The sequence below is a fragment of the Nocardioides sp. JS614 genome (genome assembly GCF_000015265.1).
GTDB lineage: Bacteria > Actinomycetota > Actinomycetes > Propionibacteriales > Nocardioidaceae > Nocardioides.
Map to the genome: position 1 here is coordinate 2,354,692 of NC_008699.1, position 17,852 is coordinate 2,372,543.

General features: G+C 69.4%; 21 protein-coding genes. 15 read left to right on the forward strand and 6 right to left on the reverse strand.

The annotated features are described in order from the left end of the window. Window positions 1–58: 58 nt before the first annotated feature. The 5 genes from NOCA_RS12625 to NOCA_RS12645 form a co-directional block, all read right to left on the reverse strand. Window positions 59–655, reverse strand: a complete 597-nt coding sequence (locus NOCA_RS12625; protein ID WP_011755656.1) for a cadmium resistance transporter — start codon at window positions 653–655, stop codon at window positions 59–61. Between the two features lie 129 nt (window positions 656–784). Next, window positions 785–1,306 (reverse strand): signal peptidase II, encoded by a 522-nt coding sequence (lspA, locus tag NOCA_RS12630; RefSeq protein ID WP_011755657.1) that lies wholly within the window; start codon window positions 1,304–1,306, stop codon window positions 785–787. 44 nt (window positions 1,307–1,350) lie between these two features. Beyond that, a complete protein-coding gene (locus NOCA_RS12635; RefSeq protein WP_011755658.1) occupies window positions 1,351–3,321 on the reverse strand; it encodes a heavy metal translocating P-type ATPase in 1,971 nt (656 codons plus the stop codon). Further along, a complete protein-coding gene (locus tag NOCA_RS12640; protein ID WP_011755659.1) occupies window positions 3,318–3,632 on the reverse strand; it encodes a hypothetical protein in 315 nt (104 codons plus the stop codon). The genes NOCA_RS12635 and NOCA_RS12640 overlap by 4 nt, the downstream gene beginning before the upstream one ends. Next, a complete protein-coding gene (locus NOCA_RS12645; protein ID WP_011755660.1) occupies window positions 3,629–4,021 on the reverse strand; it encodes an ArsR/SmtB family transcription factor in 393 nt (130 codons plus the stop codon). Before NOCA_RS12645 ends, NOCA_RS12640 begins: the two co-directional genes overlap by 4 nt. Before the next feature lie 98 nt (window positions 4,022–4,119). On the opposite strand from NOCA_RS12645, the gene NOCA_RS12650 reads away from it, so the two are divergent. From NOCA_RS12650 to NOCA_RS12665, 4 genes are all read left to right on the forward strand, one after another. Next, on the forward strand, window positions 4,120–4,731 hold the full coding sequence (locus NOCA_RS12650; protein ID WP_011755661.1) for a class I SAM-dependent methyltransferase: 612 nt from the start codon (window positions 4,120–4,122) through the stop codon (window positions 4,729–4,731). 65 nt (window positions 4,732–4,796) lie between these two features. Beyond that, window positions 4,797–5,735 (forward strand): ABC transporter ATP-binding protein, encoded by a 939-nt coding sequence (locus NOCA_RS12655; protein WP_011755662.1) that lies wholly within the window; start codon window positions 4,797–4,799, stop codon window positions 5,733–5,735. Continuing rightward, the gene (locus NOCA_RS12660; protein ID WP_011755663.1) at window positions 5,732–7,318 is read left to right on the forward strand and encodes an ABC transporter permease; all 1,587 of its coding nucleotides are present in this window, start codon (window positions 5,732–5,734) and stop codon (window positions 7,316–7,318) included. Before NOCA_RS12655 ends, NOCA_RS12660 begins: the two co-directional genes overlap by 4 nt. Window positions 7,319–7,465: 147 nt before the next feature. Continuing rightward, entirely contained in the window at window positions 7,466–8,167 is a 702-nt protein-coding gene (locus NOCA_RS12665) for a DUF305 domain-containing protein (protein WP_049774344.1), read from the forward strand. Window positions 8,168–8,529: 362 nt separating this feature from the next. Here NOCA_RS12665 and NOCA_RS12670 read toward each other — a convergent pair whose 3' ends face one another. After that, window positions 8,530–9,030 carry a methyltransferase family protein gene (locus tag NOCA_RS12670; protein WP_011755665.1) on the reverse strand — a complete coding sequence of 167 codons (501 nt, stop codon included), beginning with the start codon at window positions 9,028–9,030 and terminating at the stop codon, window positions 8,530–8,532. An 81-nt stretch (window positions 9,031–9,111) separates the two neighbouring features. On the opposite strand from NOCA_RS12670, the gene NOCA_RS12675 reads away from it, so the two are divergent. The 11 genes from NOCA_RS12675 to NOCA_RS12720 all read left to right on the forward strand — a co-directional run bounded on the left by NOCA_RS12675 (window position 9,112) and on the right by NOCA_RS12720 (window position 17,852). Then, window positions 9,112–9,447, forward strand: coding sequence for an ArsR/SmtB family transcription factor (locus NOCA_RS12675; protein ID WP_011755666.1), 336 nt, complete (start codon window positions 9,112–9,114; stop codon window positions 9,445–9,447). Further along, entirely contained in the window at window positions 9,447–10,364 is a 918-nt protein-coding gene (locus tag NOCA_RS12680; RefSeq protein ID WP_011755667.1) for a cation diffusion facilitator family transporter, read from the forward strand. The genes NOCA_RS12675 and NOCA_RS12680 overlap by 1 nt, the downstream gene beginning before the upstream one ends. Before the next feature lie 249 nt (window positions 10,365–10,613). Continuing rightward, complete coding sequence (locus tag NOCA_RS27980) at window positions 10,614–10,901, forward strand: hypothetical protein (protein WP_197687765.1); 288 nt, start codon at window positions 10,614–10,616, stop codon at window positions 10,899–10,901. Then, complete coding sequence (locus NOCA_RS27985) at window positions 10,902–11,105, forward strand: hypothetical protein (protein WP_197687764.1); 204 nt, start codon at window positions 10,902–10,904, stop codon at window positions 11,103–11,105. It abuts the gene before it with no gap. A gap of 67 nt (window positions 11,106–11,172) precedes the next feature. After that, a complete protein-coding gene (locus NOCA_RS12690) occupies window positions 11,173–11,706 on the forward strand; it encodes a hypothetical protein (protein ID WP_238383471.1) in 534 nt (177 codons plus the stop codon). A gap of 342 nt (window positions 11,707–12,048) precedes the next feature. Then, on the forward strand, window positions 12,049–12,489 hold the full coding sequence (locus NOCA_RS28675) for a helix-turn-helix domain-containing protein (protein ID WP_011755669.1): 441 nt from the start codon (window positions 12,049–12,051) through the stop codon (window positions 12,487–12,489). Between the two features lie 326 nt (window positions 12,490–12,815). Next, a complete protein-coding gene (locus NOCA_RS12700; protein WP_197687763.1) occupies window positions 12,816–13,496 on the forward strand; it encodes an SAF domain-containing protein in 681 nt (226 codons plus the stop codon). Between the two features lie 3 nt (window positions 13,497–13,499). After that, entirely contained in the window at window positions 13,500–14,339 is an 840-nt protein-coding gene (locus NOCA_RS12705; RefSeq protein ID WP_011755671.1) for a hypothetical protein, read from the forward strand. After that, entirely contained in the window at window positions 14,336–16,015 is a 1,680-nt protein-coding gene (locus tag NOCA_RS12710) for a CpaF family protein (protein WP_011755672.1), read from the forward strand. Before NOCA_RS12705 ends, NOCA_RS12710 begins: the two co-directional genes overlap by 4 nt. Next, window positions 16,012–16,944: a type II secretion system F family protein gene (locus NOCA_RS12715; RefSeq protein ID WP_011755673.1), complete on the forward strand. Its 933-nt coding sequence runs from the start codon at window positions 16,012–16,014 to the stop codon at window positions 16,942–16,944. The genes NOCA_RS12710 and NOCA_RS12715 overlap by 4 nt, the downstream gene beginning before the upstream one ends. Continuing rightward, window positions 16,941–17,852 (forward strand): type II secretion system F family protein, encoded by a 912-nt coding sequence (locus NOCA_RS12720; RefSeq protein WP_011755674.1) that lies wholly within the window; start codon window positions 16,941–16,943, stop codon window positions 17,850–17,852. Before NOCA_RS12715 ends, NOCA_RS12720 begins: the two co-directional genes overlap by 4 nt.

Consider the following 17,852-nt stretch of genomic DNA (forward strand, 5'->3'; position numbering starts at 1 on the left):
CGTCGCGACGAGGTGAGTCGGCGAAGCCTGTCCCTCGCCTCTCACCTAGACGGGGCTGTCAGAGGCCGAACGCGCCGCCCTCGATCAGGATGACGAGGCCGAGCACGATGAGGACGAGCGGGAACAAGATGTGCTCCCAACGCTCCAGCACCTCTGCAATCGGCTTGCGGGTGGCCACGAACCTGGCGGCGAGGACGAGAACAGCGACCAGGGCCAGGAACACGATGCTATAGGCCACCAGGGCGCCGGTGCCGACAGCGAGGAACACCGGCACGTAGACCCCGATGTTGTCCCCGCCGTTGGCGAAGGTGACTGCCGCCACGGTGAGCGCGCTGATGGGCTTATCGGCGAACTTGTCGTCGTCATCGTCCCCGTTACGCCATACCTGCCAGGCGGCATAAATACCCAGGAGCAGTGGAATGAGACCGAAGTACGGGATGGCGTCGTCGGGAAGGAATACCCCGGCACCGAATGTCACCGCGAGTGAGGCGAGCAGGATGGCGCCGAAGCCTAGGTACTGCCCGACGATGATCTTGGTGGTGGTACCTCGTTGTCCGGCTCCGCGTGCGAAGAACAGGGACAAGACGATGATGTCGTCGATGTTGGTAACCAGGAACAGGCCAATAGCCTGCAACGCGGAGGAGATCACGTTCATGCTTCGGCGTTCCTTCGGTTCGACGTTCTTCGTCGTCTTGGGTCTCGAGGGGGTCTGTGCCTGCTCGGTGGCGACGACAGCCGAGTTCATGGCGCCCAGGCTCGCGCTGCTGGGCACTGGAGGCGATGGCTATGTCCGTGGAGGGTCGTTCGTGACCGGCCGGGCGGCGGTGTGGTTTTTCGCCGGCGCCGCAGCCGTCTCCTTGGTGCGTTCTGGGCGGGCGTGCAGCACGGCGATCACGACGAACCCGGTGACCAGGAATGTGTCGGCGAGGTTGAACGTGGGCCACCAGCCGGTGTGCAGGTAGTCGGTGACCACGCCGTCGCGGGCGCGGTCGACCACGTTGGCGAGGGCGCCGCCGATGACCGCTCCGCCGGCGATCCGCTCGACCCACCCGGCGTGCGGGGCCCTGCGCCACGCGTACACGGCCAGGGTGACGGCGATGGCCGCGGTGATGGCCACGATCACGCCCACCGGAAGTCGGTCGCCCATGCTGAACGCGACGCCGGAGTTGTGGGCCAATTTGAGCTGCAGTAGCCCGAGATCGACCGAAGAGTTGGCCAGCTGGACCTCGGATACCGCCTTCGCGGTCAGGTCGATCCCAGCAACCGTGGCCGCCGCCAACAGGACTACGACACGACCAGTCCGCACCCGCGTGCCTGCCTCCGCTAGACCGCGGCTCAGCGGGCCCCGGCTCACGTGGCCCCGGCTTCCGCTGGCGCGGGAGCGACGGGCGGCTGTTCCGGCGGCGGGGGAGGAAGCGGTCGGACGCGGCCGGCACGTACGCCGTTGCCGATCACGAAGATCTCCGCTAGCTCGTGGACCAGGACCACTTCGGCGAGTCCGAGCACGCCGAGGGCGGCCAGCGGGATCAGGATGGCGATCAGCACGAGGGAAAGTCCGACGTTCTGCAGCATGATCGACCGTGCGCGGCGGGCGTGGGTCAGGGTGTGCGGCAGGTGGCGCAGGTCTTCGCCCATGAGGGCGACGTCGGCGGTCTCGATGGCCACGTCGCTGCCCATGGCGCCCATCGCGATGCCGACGTCGGCGGTGGCCAGCGCGGGGGCGTCGTTGACGCCGTCGCCGACCATCGCGGTCGGCCGGTCCTCGCGGAGCCGGGCGATGATGGCCGACTTGTCCTCGGGCCGAAGCTCGGCGTGCACGTCGGTGATGCCGGCCTGGGCGGCCAGGGCGGCGGCGGTGCGCTCATTGTCGCCGGTGAGCATGGCGACCTGGTAGCCGCCAGCGCGGAGCCGTGCGACCACCTCGGCGGCCTCTGGTCGCAGGTCGTCGCGGACCGCGACGGCGCCGATCAGATCTCCGTCGTACTCGACCAGCACCGCGGTGGCGCCCGCCTCCTGCATGGCGGTCACGGGTGCGGCGAGCTCGCCGGCGGGGATCCACCCGGGTCGGCCCAGTCGGGCCAGCCGGCCGCCGACGGTTCCGGTCAGACCGGCGCCGGTCACCGCCTCGACGTCCTCAGCGTCCCGGTGGTCGGGGACGTCGGCCAGGATCGCGCGGGCCAGGGGGTGCTCGCTGCGGGACTCCAGGGCGGCCGCGATATCGAGGACCTGCTCTCGGGTCTGGCCGGGGGCGGTGGCGACCTCGACCACAGACGGTTGGTTGCGGGTCAGGGTGCCGGTCTTGTCCAGGGCGACGGCACGGATCCGGCCCAAGGCCTCGAGGGCGGCGCCGCCCTTGACCAGGGCGCCGATCCGGCTGGCGGCGCCGATGGCGGCGACCACGGTGACCGGCACGGAGATCGCCAGTGCACACGGGGAGGCGGCGACCAGGACCACCAGGGCGCGTTCGATCCAGGTCGCGGGATCGCCAAGCAGGCTGCCGGCGACTGCGATGATGGCAGCGAGGATCATGATGCCCGGCACCAGTGGTTTGGCGATGCGGTCGGCGAGCCGCTGGGCGTTGCCCTTGCGGGACTGCTCGGCCTCGACGATGTTGACGATCCTGGCCAGGGAGTTGTCCTCGGCGGTGGTGGTGACCTCGACTTCGAGGACGCCGGTGCCGTTGATCGAGCCGGCGTACACGGTGTCGCCGACGCCGGCCTCCACTGGCACTGACTCGCCGGTGAGCGCGGAGACATCCAGGGCAGTGCGGCCGGTACGGATGACGCCATCGGTGGCTACCTGCTCTCCGGGGCGAACCAGGAGCGTGTCACCTATCACCAGGTCGGCGGGGGAGACCCTGACCTGGGCGCCATCACGAAGGATGGTGGCCTCGGCCGGGACCAGCGAGAGCAGCGCGCGCAGGCCGTGGCGGGTGCGGGCTACGGCGTACTCCTCCAAGCCCTCGCTGATGGAGTAGAGAAAGGCCAGTATGGCGGCCTCGGGGACCTCGCCGAGGATCACCGCGCCCACGGCGGCGATCGTCATGAGTGTGCCCACCCCGATCTTGCCCTTGGCCAGCCGCTTCAGCGTGCCGGGCACGAACGTCCAGGCACCCAGCGCCAGTGCGACCGCGTTCAGGCCAGTGACGACGGACTCGGAGGCGTCGTTGAGGTCGGCGATAAGGCCGGCGATCAGGAAGACCCCGGCCAAGGCAGCGAAACGGAGCTCGCTGACCTCCCACAGCCGTTCGGGTTCCTGCTCCTCCAGCTCGCCGTCGTCGGTACGGGGTTCGTCGTGGCCGCAGCCGCAGGCGTCCGTCACGGTTCCACTTCCTCTGTAGTGCTGGTGGGCGTGGTCTCGGTGTCTGTGTCGGTGTGGATGTCGTCTGGACCGTAGGTGGGGCAGAGCTCGACGGCCTCGCCGGTCAGGGCGAGCAGCAGCTCGGCCGTGCAGAGCAGGTCGATCAGCTCGGTGTGAGGCGATGGAGTAGTACATCTGCCGGCCCCAGGACGACCCACGATCAGGCCGCGGTCCCGCCGGCAGGCCAGGGTCCCGGACACTCCTCCCTGCGACGGCCCCAGGTCTTTGGTCGCGCCGACCACTCGGGGCTCGATGGCGATCACCGCACTCACCGTGCGCCGTCCTCGCCGGTCGCCCCGCTCAGGTCACCGCTTAGGCCACCGCTCGGGTCGCCGTAGTTCGGACACAGGGCCACCGACTGCCCGGTCGCTGCCAACAGGGTCTCGGCAGAGGCGAGCAGGCCCATCAACTCGGGGCGGCTCAGCGAGTAGAACGATTGCCGGCCCACCGCCCGATACTCGACGAGGCCGCATTCGCGCAGGCACCCCAGGTGTGCCGACACCGTGGACTGGGCCAAACCCAGACGGCGTTCCAAGTCCACGACCCGCGCCTCTCCCGATACGAGCTGCCGCACGATCGCCAGCCGCACTGGGTCGGCCAGCCCGCGGAACAGCGCGGTCGCCGGGGCCAGCGTCTCCCGCTCCTCTTGCATCATCGCCATATCTGGATGATAACTTGCGAGCTAGATAGATCGTCAAAACCGGATGCCACCTGGCTCTGGCGCTGACTCCTAGGGGTCCCGACGAGAGGGTGTGCGCGATGTTGATGAACCGGACCGAGACGTTGATGGTCGACAACCCGGCCCGCCGGGCGCTTCAACGCTGGTACGAGGCGCCCACCCTGAGGCGGCTCGGCGGCCCGCTGCCGGCCGGCTCCCGGGTGCTGGAGATCGGCTGCGGGCCCGGCTATGGCACGTCACTGATCATCGACTACTTCGGCGCCGGGCACGTCGACGCGGTGGACCTCGACCCGCGGATGATCGGCAAGGCCCGGCGGCGCCTGCGCCACCACAGCGACCGGGTGCGGCTGGCAGTCGGCGATGCCACCGACTTGCATGCCGCACTGGGTGTGGGCGAGGAGGCGTACGACGCCGCGTTCGACTTCGCGATCGTCCACCACATCGAGGACTGGCGCGCGGCGCTGGCCGAGATCACCCGGGTGTTGCGCCCGGGCGGGGTCTTCTACTTCGAGGAGGTCACCGCCCACGCCTTGGCCCGACCCAGCTACCGGGCCCTGTTCGACCACCCCGAGCGCGACCGATTCACCGCCGAGGAGTTCCTCTACGAATTGCCCCGCCACGGCCTGCGGCCCCTCGGCACGGTCATCAGAATCCGCGGCGACTACCTGCCCGGCGACGCCCGGCGCAGCTGAGCGGCTCGGTCCCTCGGCGTGTGCACGCCGAGCCGCCGAGCAGCCCGTTGAAGGGAGAAGCGCAGATGACATCTACAACCACGGCTGAAGCCATCACGGTGGCCGGCCTGCGCAAGAGCTTCGGCCCGACCCGGGCTCTGGATGGCCTGGACCTGGCCGTCGGCGCGGGTGAGGTGCACGGCTTCCTCGGCCTCAACGGGGCCGGGAAGACCACCACGATCCGGATCCTGCTCGGCCTGATGCGCGCCGACGCAGGCACGACGCGACTGCTCGGGGGCGACCCCTGGGGGGACGCCACCCGGCTGCACCGCCGGATCGCCTACGTGCCCGGCGATGTCGCGTTGTGGCCCGGCCTGACCGGCGGTGAGGTGATCGACCTGCTCGGCCGGATGCGCGGCGGCCTGGACGGGAAACGCCGCGACGAACTGCTCGAGCGGTTCGACCTCGACCCCCGCAAGAGGGGCCGCGCCTACTCCAAGGGCAACCGGCAGAAGGTCCCCTTGGTCGCCGCGCTGGCCTCCGACGCCGAACTGCTGCTCCTCGACGAGCCCACCTCCGGACTGGACCCGTTGATGGAGGAGACCTTCCGTCAGGTCATCGCAGAGGACCGTCACCGGCTCGGCCGGACGGTGCTGCTGTCGAGCCACATTCTGGCCGAGGTCGAGGTGCTGTGTGACCGGGTCACCATCATCCGTGACGGCCGGGCCGTGGAATCCGGCACTCTCACCGAGCTTCGCCATCTGACCCGCACCTCGGTCACCGCCGAAGTGACCGGCCCGGCGCAGGACTTGGGCACCCTCGCCGGTGTCCACGACCTGCACATCGACGGCACCCGGGTCCGGTTCGGGGTCGACGGCGCCGGGCTCCCGGACGTGTTGAGCTTCCTCGGATCCGCGGGGGTCCGCTACATCGTGTGCCGGCCGCCCAGCCTGGAGGAGCTGTTCCTGCGCCACTACGAAACCCAGCCCGCCACCACAGCGTCCGGGCCCGGCGGCACCAGATGAACGCCCCGGCCGATTCCCTGGTCGGTACCGGCTCCCTGGTCCGGCTGATCCTGCGCCGGGACCGCTGGCTCTTGGCGCTGGGGATCCTGCTCCTGGCCGGCTACCCGATCCTGGGGGTCGAGAACGCGTCCGCCGGTTTCGTGGAGTTGGCCGAGAGTCCGGGGATGCTGATGCTGCACGGGCCGCTGTACGGCACCACCCGTGGGGCGCTGGCCACCTGGTCCTCGGTCGATTTCCTGTGGGCGTACGGGCTGGTCAGTCTGCTGATGGTCATCAGGCACACCCGGGCCGATGAGGAGGCCGGTCGACGTGAGCTGCTCGGTGCCACCGTGGCTGGTCGGCATTCCGGGTTGGCGGCGGCGCTCGCCGTGACCTTGGCCGGCAACCTGGTGTTGGCGCTGGTCACCGCGGCCGGGGAGATCGCCCAGGGCCTGCCTGTTACCGGCGCGATCGCGTTTGGGCTGATGCTGGCCGCCGTTGGGTGGACGTTCGCCGCCCTCGGTGCGCTGGTGGCCCAGCTCACCCAGACCGCCGCGGCGGCCCGGGGCATCGGGGTGGCCGTGCTCGGTATGACGTTCTTGCTCCGCGCCGCCGGCGACGTCGGCGGCGCGGGCGGCAGCCGGTCCTGGCTGTCGTGGCTCTCCCCGCTCGGCCTGGCGAACGAGATCCGGCCCTTCGCCGGAGAACGATGGTGGATCCTCGCCCTCTTTGCCGTCATGGTCGCCGCGCTCACCTCCGCGGCTGTCGTGCTGTCGGCGCGACGTGACGTCGGCGCCGGGCTGGTCCGCCCCGGGCTGGGCCCGGCCCGGGCGACCCCGTGGCTGCGCGGCCCGGTCGCCCTGGCCTGGCGGCTCCAGAGGGGACCGATGCTCGGCTGGGTGGTGGGATTGGTCGTGCTCGCCGGGGTGTTCGCCGGCACCGCCGAGAGCGCGGGCGAGTTCTTCGATGACAGCGAGCAGCTCAAGGACATGTTCGAACGGATCGGGGGCCGGGCCGGGGCCAGCGACGTGTTCCTTGCCGCCATTTTCGGCATCCTGGGCCTCATCGCCGCCGGCTACGCAGTACAAGCCGCGCTGTGGCTCCGGACCGAGGAAGAACAACTCCGCGCCGAGCCGGTGCTCGCCACCGCGACCGCGCGTCTCCGCTGGGTCGCCAGCCATCTGGCCTTCTCGCTGCTCGGCCCGGCAGTGGCACTGGCGGCGGCCGGCCTGGTCGCGGGGCTGGTATACGGCGTCAGCGTCGGCGACCTCGGACGGCAGGTCCCCCGGATGCTGGGTGCGGCCACGGTGCAACTGATCGGCGTCTGGGTCCTCACCGGAATCGTGGTCGCACTGTTCGGGTTGCTACCCCGGCTCGCGCCGGCAGCCTGGGTCGCTTGGGTCGCCTTCCTCATCTTGATGATGATCGGCGCGGTCTTTCAGGTCAGCCAGACCCTGCTCGACCTCTCCCCGTTCACCCACCTGCCCAAGCTGCCTGGCGGACACCTCGACAGGACCACGCTCGCCTGGCTCCTTGGCATCGCTGCGGGACTCACCCTCGCCGGACTGACCGGCGTCCGACACCGCGACATCGGCCGCACCTAGCCACAGGTCAGCGCGCGCCCGGGGACCTCCGACCCTCGGTCGTGGGCAGATCTGCCCTACCGGTGATGCCGTGTGGGCAAAACCGTGGAGTCTGAGAAGCGCCCCGGAACTCAGGAGACTCCCATGCGACGGCTGCCTGCACTGGTCGTGACCCTGGTCGTGGTCGCAGTAGTGACCACCATGGCCGCTGTCGGCGCGATTGCATGGGCTATCCAAGGCAACGACTCGCAGGGGCGGATGGGGCCCGGGATGATGGCTAGCGGCTCCAGCAGTACACCTGGTTGGTGGGACGACTCCTGGGGCTCGATGATGGGAATGATGAGCTCGGCCGGCGTGGCCAGCGAGCCCGAGTACCTGGCCGAGATGGTCGCCCACCACCAGGAGGCGGTCACCGCCGCAGGCGAACTCGCCCGCTCAGACCGGGCCGAGATGCGGGCCTTCGGCGAGTCGATCGTGAAGACCCAGTCCGCGCAGATCCAGCAGATGCGGTCCTGGCTCAAGGACTGGTACCCGGAGCAGTCCACCGGGCTCGACTATCGGCCGATGATGCGCGACCTGTCCGAACTCTCCGGCGACCAGCTCGACCAGGCGTTCTTGCAAGACATGATCGGCCACCACATGGCCGCGGTGATGATGTCCCAGCAATTGCTCTGGCGCGGCACTGACCATGGCGAGGTGGCAGAGCTGGCCCGAACCATCCGAGATGACCAACACACCGAGATCGTCCAGATGCAGCGCTGGCTCGCGCAGTGGTTTGACACCGACTGGCGCGGCGGCATGGGCTGCGGCACCTGGTCTGATCAGGGCTGGGGCATGGGCCCGGGGATGATGTGGGGATCTGGGCGCTGAGGCGGCACCAGATGGTGGAGTCTATGCTTCGCAGCGGTGTGAGCCGGAGCTGTCGAAGCGCTTGCATCCGGTACACCTAGGTACGGTCTTAGAGCTATGACCGGGGGCACCCTGGACGGGTAACTGCTCGGCGATCGCGTATCGCCACTACCAGGAAGGGCTTTGTGGCCCGACGGCCCACATCGTCGTACGACGTGTCCGTCGCGGCCTACGCCAGATCATGGGCGTCGCGCCCTGCGGTCAGGCGCAACCGCTCAACGTGGCCGAGATCGGCCAGATCGTGTCCGCGATCGATCCCGGCCTTCCACCAGCCAGATCGACCATGCTCAACGTCCACGCCGTCGGCGGCGCCTGCTTATTCCTCATGGGGAATCGACCCCCTCCACCGGGAGACGGACCGCCCGGAAGGTCCTCAGGTCGAGCCAGCGCGGCACGTTGCGAACGTACGCCGCATAGTCCTCGCCGAACTGTGCGCGCAGGGCGTCCTCCTCGGGTGCGACCTGGAACCGGTCGATGTACGCGACGAACGCCGCGACCGGGATAAGCGCAGCCCACTGGCCCCGCGCGGCGGCGTGAGCTGCCAGCAGTCCGGCCATGCCGACGTACATGGGGTTGCGCGTGAAGCGATTGGGCCCCCCGGTGACGAGGGTCGTGGCCACAGCGGGGTCGAGCGGATTCACTGAGGTGTTGCTGCGCCGAAACGCCCTGACCGACGACGCGAGGAGGGCGGTCGAAGCGGCCGCCACCGCCGTTGCGGTGAGGGTCCTCGCCGTGCTTCGGGGCGTGGAGTTGGCGACGAGCACTTGGCCCAGGGCCGCGCCGACCGCGACCGCCACAGGCGGCACGCGGTTCTGCAACTGCATCGCGACTCCCATCGGTTTCCGGATCTGACCAGCACAATACATCGTGTCATGAATACAGCAAGTCATGTACTATCCCGGATCATGGTCACCGCCACCGCATCCTCGCTCGATGCCCTCGCCCGATTCGGGCATGCGCTGTCCGATCCGACCCGGGCCCGCATCCTCATGCACCTGCGAGTCGCCCCTGCCTATCCGGCTGAGCTCGCCGACGACCTCGGCGTGACCCGACAGTCGATGTCGAACCACCTGGGCTGCCTGCGGGGATGTGGCCTGGTTGTCGCAGTCCCCGAGGGTCGGCGTACCCGCTACGAGCTTGCCGATGCGCGGCTCGCCCACGCGCTGGCCGACCTGCACGACATCATCCTGGTGACCGATCCCGACGCCTGCACCGAGACTGAAGAGCAGGAATGCTGCTGATGGGACACGGACATGGACATAGTCACTCCGCGGCGGCGGGGCACGCCGGCGGCAGGTACCGGTGGCGGCTCGCGGTCACGTTCGCCATGGTTGCCACCTTCCTGGTGGTCGAGCTCGTCGTCGGGTTGTGGTCGCATTCGCTGGCCCTGATCTCCGATGCCGGCCACATGACCGCGGACGTCGTGGCGCTCGGGGCCGCGCTGGTCGCCACCCGGATCGCGACCCGCAAAGACACCAGCGGGCGGCGTACCTATGGCTCCTACCGCGCCGAAGTGTTCGCCTCTGGACTCACCGTGCTCATCATGCTCGGCGTAGCGGTCTACGTCGTAGTCGAGGCTGTCGGTCGGATTGGTGCGGAACCCGAGGTGCAGACCGGCGCGATGCTGGTCGTCGGCGCGATCGGACTCGCCGTCAACATCGCCTCGATGCTGCTCCTGCGCGAAGGGTCCACCGAGTCCCTCAACGTCAAGGGCGCCTACTTTGAGGTCGTCGCCGACGCAGTCGGCAGCGTCGGGGTCATCCTCGCTGGCCTGCTCGTCGCCACCACCGGCCAGACCTGGTGGGACACCGGTGTCGCCGTCGCGATCGGACTCTTCGTCGCCGTCCGCGCCATCGTCCTGGGCCGTCAGGTGCTCGCTGTGCTCGGCCAGCATGTCCCCGACGGCATGCAGGTCGATCAGGTTGTCGCCGACCTCGAAGCACTGCCGGGAATCGAGGACGTCCACGACCTCCACGTCTGGACCCTCACCTCCGGGATGAACGTCGCCACCGCCCACCTCGTTGTCGCCCCCGACGCTGACCCCCAGCGGGTCCTGACCGACGCCCAGGCATTGCTCTCATCGAGCCACCGCATCGAACACGCCACCCTCCAGACCGAGACAGCCCCCACCCGGCAATGTCACGAGGTCACCTGGTGAACACCAACCTGCCCCTGGAGACCGGCGGCGCAACCTCTCCCGTGCTGCCCAAGCCGCCGACCTCAGGCCAGGGCCGCGCCCGCCGCCCCGCCCCGTCCTGGTCCGCCGGGTGCGCCTGTCGTCGCATTCACGATCGCCTACAACGTCATCGAAGCCGTTGTCGCGCTCGTCGCGGGCTCGGTCGCGGGGTCGGCCGCCCTGCTCGGCTTCGGCCTCGACTCGGTCATCGAGGTGTCCTCGGCCGCGGCCGTGGCCTGGCAGTTCGCCGGCACCAACCACAAGGCCCACGAGAAGGTCGCGCTCAAGGTGATCGCCTTCTCGTTCTTCGGCCTCGCCGCCTTCGTCACCTACGACGCCACAAGCAGCCCGATCACCGGCCAGGCACCCGAGCACTCAACCCTCGGCTTCGCATCGGCAGCGCCGCCCTTAAGCCTGCTGATGATGCCGATCGCATCGCTCATCCAGCGCCGCACCGGAACCGAACTCGGCTTCAGCTCCGCCGTCGCAGACTCCAAGCACACCCTGCTGTGCACCTAGATGTCCGCCGCGCTGCTGCTGGGCCTGGCCGCCAACAGCCTGTTCGGCTGGTGGTGGGCCGACACCATCGCCGCCCTCTTCATCGCCGCCCTCCCGGTCAAGGAAGGCATCGGCGCCTGGCGAGGAGGCCTGTGCTGCTCACCGGCGGAGGTCTTCTTCGAACGCGACCAGGAAGACTGCGATGAGGGTGGTGCATGCTGCTGACCGAACACCTGACGGATCTCTCAGAAGGCTCCTTGTGACGACACGTCTCATCTACCTCACGCCCGTCGTGCTTGCCGCCCTCCTGCTCACGGGTTGCGGTGGCGCTGACGGGCCAGACGACGATGGCGCTGCCTCGCCACCCACGTCGGCCGGCCAGGTCGAAGCCGATGCGACAGCGATGCCACCGTGGCCAGCCCCCGTCGACGATGTGCCCGCCCGGGTCGAAGCAGCCGGTCTCGATCTGGGACCGATGGGCACGGCCGAGCACTACCACCCGCGGCTGGAGATCATCATCGGCGGGAAACCGGTCCAGCTGCCGGCGAACATCGGGGTCGACCCCTCCACCGGCGCGATGTCGGCCGTCCATACCCACGAGACGGACGGCACCATCCACATCGAGGCCGACACGGTCGGCGAGGTGTTCACCCTCGGCCAGCTGTTTACCCAATGGGGCGTGCAGTTGACCTCCACCCAGATCGGTGGGGTGAAAGCCGAACCCGGCGAGAAGGTCGTCGTCACCAGCAACGGAACCCAGGTCCCCGGCGACCCCCGTGAACTGCGGCTCGAGCCCGAGCAAGTAATCGTGCTGCGACTCCCGTAATCGCTGGCCCTGTCGCGGGATTCGGTAACCCTCCACGAACCCTCCAGATTCCTTCGGCGGTCACCTCGCTTTCGCCGAGGAATCTGGATCGCCCCGGCCTTTTTGAGGGTACGAGTCACCTCCGACAGACCGAGGCAGCCGCGGTTCAGAGGCGGTGCTACCTGTGGGGCGTCCGGATATGAAGAGGCCAGGCCCACCGAGCGCGCACAGGCGCAACGCCCGACAGGATCAGCGGACGTGTCCCAGCGCCTCCTGCCCATCGCGGCTACCACGTAGGTCGCTCAATGATGAGGAGATTCGCGGCGGCTGCTCCCCGCATGCTGCGACTAGTGTCTGTCAGCGATGGTTTCCGGACTCGACCCCTCAGTGCTGCGCGCCGCCCGCGAGAAGGCGGGCCTGACCCAGCATGAGTTGGCGCGTCTAGTTGGTGCCGCCGGTGGGGAGCGCATATCTCGTTGGGAGCTGGGCGCGTCGGTTCCTCGACCGGACTTCTTGGTCAAGCTTGCTAGAGCGCTCGACATCCCGACCCTTCGTCTAATTCACACGGAGGGTGAGGTTCCTGATCTCAGAGCACTGCGCTTGAAGGCGGGGCTGACGGTGCCCGAGTTGGCTGCGGCCGTCAACGTGGCTGTGCCGACCTACTACGCCTGGGAGCAGGGCCGTTGGACCAGACTCCCAGCAGCCAGGCAGCTTGAGAGTCTCGCGCGTGGGTTGGGGGACACAGTCGACGTCGTCGCCGCGGCCTTCCAGGAAGCCCGGCAGCAGCGTCTGCGGCGCGGGTAGGTCCAGCGCCGTAGACGGGCGCGCCTGGCGCCGAGTTTGACCGTAATCCACAGGGAGATATTCCTCCCGAAAAGTCCGCACGATTTGTGGTCCCATTGACCTGGATGTTCGGTGCGTGCGAGCGCTCAGTCCCATCGGGGGGATTGGGCCACGCAACCACTTCCGGTCAGGACTCGGGCGATGACATCTCGGAATCGGTCAGCTGTGGAGAACGATTCTCTCGATAGAAATGCACTAGTGTGATTCTATCGAGTCGGGCTCGCGATGACCGCTCCCGGCACGTCTTGACACGTAGGTGATCGAGACAAGAGAGGACTCGGGGATCCATGTCGATGAACACTGCTCAACAAGCACGGGACGAGGTTGGCGCCAATGTCAAGGCACCTCCCGACCACAACCACTTCCCACGGCTGAGGCGCCGCCGCAGGCGTTGGGTCCTGGCACTCTGCGCGGCTCTTGTCGCTGCCGGCGGCCTGGGGACCGCGTTCGCGTTCACCTCGGTTAACGACACCCAAGAGGTCCTGGTCGTCAGCAACGACATCAAGCGTGGCGAGACCATCGAGGCCGGCGACCTCGCCGTCGTGCGGGTCAGCGTCGACCCGGCGTTGACCCCGGTCCCCGGCAGCCAGAAGGCCGTGCTCGAGGGCAGCCGCGCTGCCGTCGACCTGTGGGCCGGCACCCTGCTCACCGCGCAGGCGGTCACCGACAACCTGGTGCCGGGGGAGGGAGAGTCCCTGGTGGGCGTCAGCCTTACTCCCGCCCAGATGCCGTCGGAGCCGCTCTACGGCGGCGACGTCGTCCGGATCGTCACCACGCCCGGCGACCAGGGCGAGATCACCGACGAAGACCCGGTCACCATCGAGGCCACCGTCGTTGGTGTTAACCGGGTCGAGGAGACGGGCGAGACCGTCGTCGACGTCGCGGTGCCCGAAGCCGAGGCGGCCGAACTGGCTGCCCGGGCTGCCACCGGACGGGTCGCACTCGTCCTGGACGCGCGGGAGCGCTGAGGCATGGCGGTGATCGTCCTGGCCTCCGCGAGCGGTTCGCCCGGCGTGTCCACCACGGCGCTCGGGCTCACCCTCAACTGGCACCGACCCGTGCTCCTGGTCGACGCAGACCCGACCGGATCCTCCTCGGTCTTCGCCGGCTACTTCCAGGGCGCCCAGGAGCCGACCGGCGGCCTGATCAACCTCGCCCTGTCCCTGCGCGAAGGAACGCTGGCGGACGCACTGCCCCGGGAGACGCTGCTGCTGGACCCCGAGGCGCCGGCCGAGCGGTCTGCTTGGTTCCTGCCCGGCATCCGGGCCCACGAGCAGGCCCCCAGCCTGCTGCCCCTGTGGGAACCGCTCACCGAGCAACTGCGCGCCCTCGACCGCAACGGCCAGGACGTCATCGTCGACGCCGGACGACTCGGCCTCGCCGGCTGGCCCCAGCCGCTGATCGCTGCCTCCGACCTGACCCTGCTCGTCACCCGCAGCTCGCTGCCGGCCCTGGCCGGTGCCACCAGCTGGGCCAAGACCCTGCGGGCACAGTTCGCCGCGGTCGGTGGGCTCTCCCGTCTCGGGGGATTCCTCGTCGACGAGGAGCGACGCTGGCCCTCGCTTCCCACCGGCGCCCGAGTCCGGCCCTACACCGCACGCCACATCGCCAAGGCCCTCCAGATCCCCGTGGTCGCCTCCGTGGACTGGGAGCCCGCGGTGGCCGAGGTCTACTCCCACGGCGCCCGCAAGCCACGCAAGTTCGAGTCCTCCGGACTGCGGCGCGGCTACCGAGGCAGCACCGCCGCAATCCAGTCCATCCTCGGCGCCAACCAGGCCGCCCTCGCTCCCACGAACGGAGGCCACGCATGAGCACCAACGGACACCACCCGGAGACCAACCGCCGCGACCCGCTGCGCGCAGACGAGTGGCTTGAGGCCCGCCATCCCGCGAACCGTGAGCAGACCTCGCCGTTCGCCCGAGGACGCGGTTCCAACGGCACCCCGCCGCCCCCGCCGGTCGTCGAGGACGACGACCCGACCTCGCTGCCGATCTTCGCCGGCGCCTGGACCAGCGAAGGCGAGGGCCAGATGCCTGGCCGCGCCCGCTCGGAGTTCAGCCTGCGCCCGCTTGTGGCGCCCGCACCGGAGCAGCACCAAGACACCCGCGGCACGGATGGCGAGGTCGAGCTGGACTGGGAGCTGATCGCGCAATACCGCGCTGAGATCTCCGCGCGACTGACCGCCCGGCTCGACAAGGAAGGTGGTCGGGTCACCGAGGAGGACCGCGAGCAGATGGGCCTCGACGTCATCGAGGAGCTCATCAAATCCGAGGCCGAGACGTTGGTCTCGACCGGCCGTCCGCCGTGGACGAAGGACCACGAGAAGGCACTCAAGTCCGCCCTCCACGCCGCCCTGTTCGGGCTCGGCCGCCTGCAGCCCCTGGTCGAGCGCGAGGACGTCGAGAACATCATCGTCATCGCCCGCGGCCCGGTCTGCTCGGTGTGGCTGGAGCTGGTCGACGGCACCCTTGTGGAGGCCGCCCCGATCGCCGACTCCGAGGACGAGCTGCGCGAGTTCCTCTCCGACCTAGGCGCACGGCAGAACCGGCCCTTCACCGAGGCCCGGCCGCACCTGGACCTCCGGCTGCCCGGGGGAGCGCGGCTCGCGGCCGGCTCCTGGGTGATGGCCTACACCTCCGTCGTGATCCGTCGCCACAGCATGCGCGAGGTGTCGATGGACGAGATGGTCTACGACCGCAAGGCGTGCAGCGCGGTCCTGGCCGACTTCGTCGCAACCTGCGTGCGGGCGGGCAAGAGCATCGTCGTCTCCGGGGTCCAAGGCAGCGGCAAGACCACCTGGGTCCGGGCCCTGTGCTCGTGCATCCCGCCCTGGGAGATGATCGGCACCTTCGAAACCGAGTTCGAGCTGCACCTGCACGAGCTCGTCGACCGCCACAAGATCGTCCACGCGTGGGAGCACCGCCCCGGATCCGGCGAGGTCGGCATCGACGGCCGCCAGGCCGGTGAGTTCAGCCTCGAGGAGGCCATCCACCACTCCTTCCGGTTCAGCCTCGCCCGCCAGATCGTCGGTGAGGTCCGCGGCCCGGAGGTCTGGAACATGCTCAAGGCCATGGAGTCCGGGCCGGGCTCGATCAGCACCACCCACGCCCGCAGTGCCGAGCACACGATCGAGAAGCTCGTCTCCTGCGCCATGGAGAAAGGCCCCCAGGTCACCCGCGAGCTGGCGATCAGCAAGCTGGCCGCCGCGATCGACATCGTGATGTACCTGCGCTCGGAGGTCGTCGCCAATCCCGACGGCACCTTCCGCAAGCAGCGCTGGGTCGAGGAGGTCCTGGTCGTCCAGCCCAGCATCGACGCCGCCAGGGGATACGCCACCACCCCGATCTTCACCCCTAACCAGCTCGGCCAGGCCGTCGCGACCGGCAAGCTCGACAACTTCCTCGCCCAGGAGCTGGCGCGGCATGGGTTCGACCTCGAGGCGTACAAGGCCGAGTCCCAGGCCAACCCGGGGGTGGCCACCTCATGAGCACTGCGTTCCTGCCCGCCGTCTTCGGTGCGCTCATCGTCATCGGTCTGATCGGGATGGTCTACGCGCTAATCCCCGCGCCGCCGGAGCCGCCGCGGCCCGCCCGGACCGTCACCCCGTTCGGGCGGCTGGGGAACTGGTTCGTCCGGCTCGACCGGCGCACCCGGATGCTGATGGTCGGCGGTGCCATGGCTGGCCTCCTGGTCGCGCTGGTGACCGGCTGGGTGATCGCGATCGTGCTCGTCCCGGCCGGGATCGTCGGTATCCCGCTGTTGCTGACGCCCCCGCCGGCGGCCGCGAGCATCGAGAAGCTCGAGGCGCTCGAGGAGTGGACGCGGTCCCTGTCGGGCAAGCTGACCGCCGGCCAGTCCCTGCGCTCGGCGCTCATTAAGTCCCTGCAGTCCGCGCCGGCGCCGATCGAGCGCGAGGTCGGACTGATGGTCTCCCGGTTGTGGAACAACACCGCCAGCACCGAGGACGTGCTGCGCGCCTTCGCCGAGGACCTCAACGACTCCACCGGCGACGTCGTCGCCAGCCAGCTGATCCTTGCCGCCAGCGGCCGCGGCCAGGCCGGACTGTCGAAGGCCTTGGACGCCCTCGCTGAGACCGTCGCCTCCGACGTGCGCGCTCGCCGCCAGATTGCCGCCGACCAGGCCAAGCCCCGCACCACCGCCCGCACCGTCACCGTGATCACCCTCGGTGTGCTGGGCATGCTCGCCTTCACCGGGGACTACATCGAGCCCTACGGGTCCCCGCTGGGCCAGGTCATCCTCGCCGTCCTGCTCTCGGCCTACGTGGCCACGCTGCTGTGGATGCGCCGGATGGCTGTCGCCAAGCCGCTCCCGCGGTTCCTCGACCTCCAGGCCCGCAACGCCCACCGCGCCGCCCAGCGCACGGCACCGGGCGAGAAGGAAGGAGCGCTCGCATGACCGGCTTGCAGATCGCGCTCGCCAGCGGCACCCTCATCGGACTGGCCCTCGCCCTGCTCGTATGGCGCATCGCGCCCTCCGACCCCGACCTGGTCGACGCGCTGGACCGTCTCTCACCTGACCACGTCGTGCCCCGCCGCAACACTCCCGGCCTCGACGTCGACACCGGCACCGGCTCGGCGGTCGATCGGATCGGCTTGTGGGCGATGAAGAACCTGCCCGGCGGCGCCTGGGCCCACACGCCTCGCAAGGACCTGGCCATCCTGCAGATCAGCGAGACCCGGTTCTACGGCGAGAAGGTCGTCTGGGCTGCGCTCGGCCTGATCATGCCGCCGCTGCTGGCCGCCTTCTTCACTCTGATCGGCCTTCCGCTGCCGTTCGCCATTCCGACGCTCGGCTCGCTGGCCCTGGCAGCCCTGTTCTGGTTCATGCCCAACTACAACGCCGCCGACGATGCCAAGAAGGCCCGCATCGAGTTCAGCCGCGCCCTGGGCGCCTACATCGACATGGTGGCCACCGGCGTCCGCGACGGATCCAGCGGCCAGCAGGCGCTGCGCTCGGCAGCCGAGGTCGGCGACAAGTGGGTCTTCAAGCGGATCGAGAGCGAGCTGCGCCGCGCCCGCTACATGACCCGCGCACCCTGGGACTCCCTGCACGGTCTCGCCGACGAGCTCGCCGTCCCCGAGCTCGATGACCTCGCCGACATCATGCAGCAGTCCGGCCAGGACGGAGCCCAGATCTACAACAACCTCCGGGCCCGCGCCGCCGCACTCCGCTCGGCGATGCTCAGCGCCGAGGTCGGCAAGGCCAACGCCACCTCCGAGCGCATGTACATCCCAGCCAGCCTGCTCGGCATCGTCTTCATGGCGATCCTCGTCACCCCCTCCCTGCTCCGCTTCACCACCTGA

Coding starts and splice junctions, on each gene's coding strand:
- NOCA_RS12625 (WP_011755656.1), bottom strand. CDS start 655: ATGAACGTGATCTCCTCCGCGTTGCAGGCTATTGGCCTGTTCCTGGTT.
- NOCA_RS12645 (WP_011755660.1), bottom strand. CDS start 4,021: ATGGCGATGATGCAAGAGGAGCGGGAGACGCTGGCCCCGGCGACCGCG.
- NOCA_RS12650 (WP_011755661.1), top strand. CDS start 4,120: ATGTTGATGAACCGGACCGAGACGTTGATGGTCGACAACCCGGCCCGC.
- NOCA_RS12655 (WP_011755662.1), top strand. CDS start 4,797: ATGACATCTACAACCACGGCTGAAGCCATCACGGTGGCCGGCCTGCGC.
- NOCA_RS12660 (WP_011755663.1), top strand. CDS start 5,732: ATGAACGCCCCGGCCGATTCCCTGGTCGGTACCGGCTCCCTGGTCCGG.
- NOCA_RS12670 (WP_011755665.1), bottom strand. CDS start 9,030: ATGCAGTTGCAGAACCGCGTGCCGCCTGTGGCGGTCGCGGTCGGCGCG.
- NOCA_RS12675 (WP_011755666.1), top strand. CDS start 9,112: ATGGTCACCGCCACCGCATCCTCGCTCGATGCCCTCGCCCGATTCGGG.
- NOCA_RS12680 (WP_011755667.1), top strand. CDS start 9,447: ATGGGACACGGACATGGACATAGTCACTCCGCGGCGGCGGGGCACGCC.
- NOCA_RS27985 (WP_197687764.1), top strand. CDS start 10,902: ATGTCCGCCGCGCTGCTGCTGGGCCTGGCCGCCAACAGCCTGTTCGGC.
- NOCA_RS28675 (WP_011755669.1), top strand. CDS start 12,049: ATGGTTTCCGGACTCGACCCCTCAGTGCTGCGCGCCGCCCGCGAGAAG.
- NOCA_RS12700 (WP_197687763.1), top strand. CDS start 12,816: ATGTCGATGAACACTGCTCAACAAGCACGGGACGAGGTTGGCGCCAAT.
- NOCA_RS12705 (WP_011755671.1), top strand. CDS start 13,500: ATGGCGGTGATCGTCCTGGCCTCCGCGAGCGGTTCGCCCGGCGTGTCC.
- NOCA_RS12710 (WP_011755672.1), top strand. CDS start 14,336: ATGAGCACCAACGGACACCACCCGGAGACCAACCGCCGCGACCCGCTG.
- NOCA_RS12715 (WP_011755673.1), top strand. CDS start 16,012: ATGAGCACTGCGTTCCTGCCCGCCGTCTTCGGTGCGCTCATCGTCATC.
- NOCA_RS12720 (WP_011755674.1), top strand. CDS start 16,941: ATGACCGGCTTGCAGATCGCGCTCGCCAGCGGCACCCTCATCGGACTG.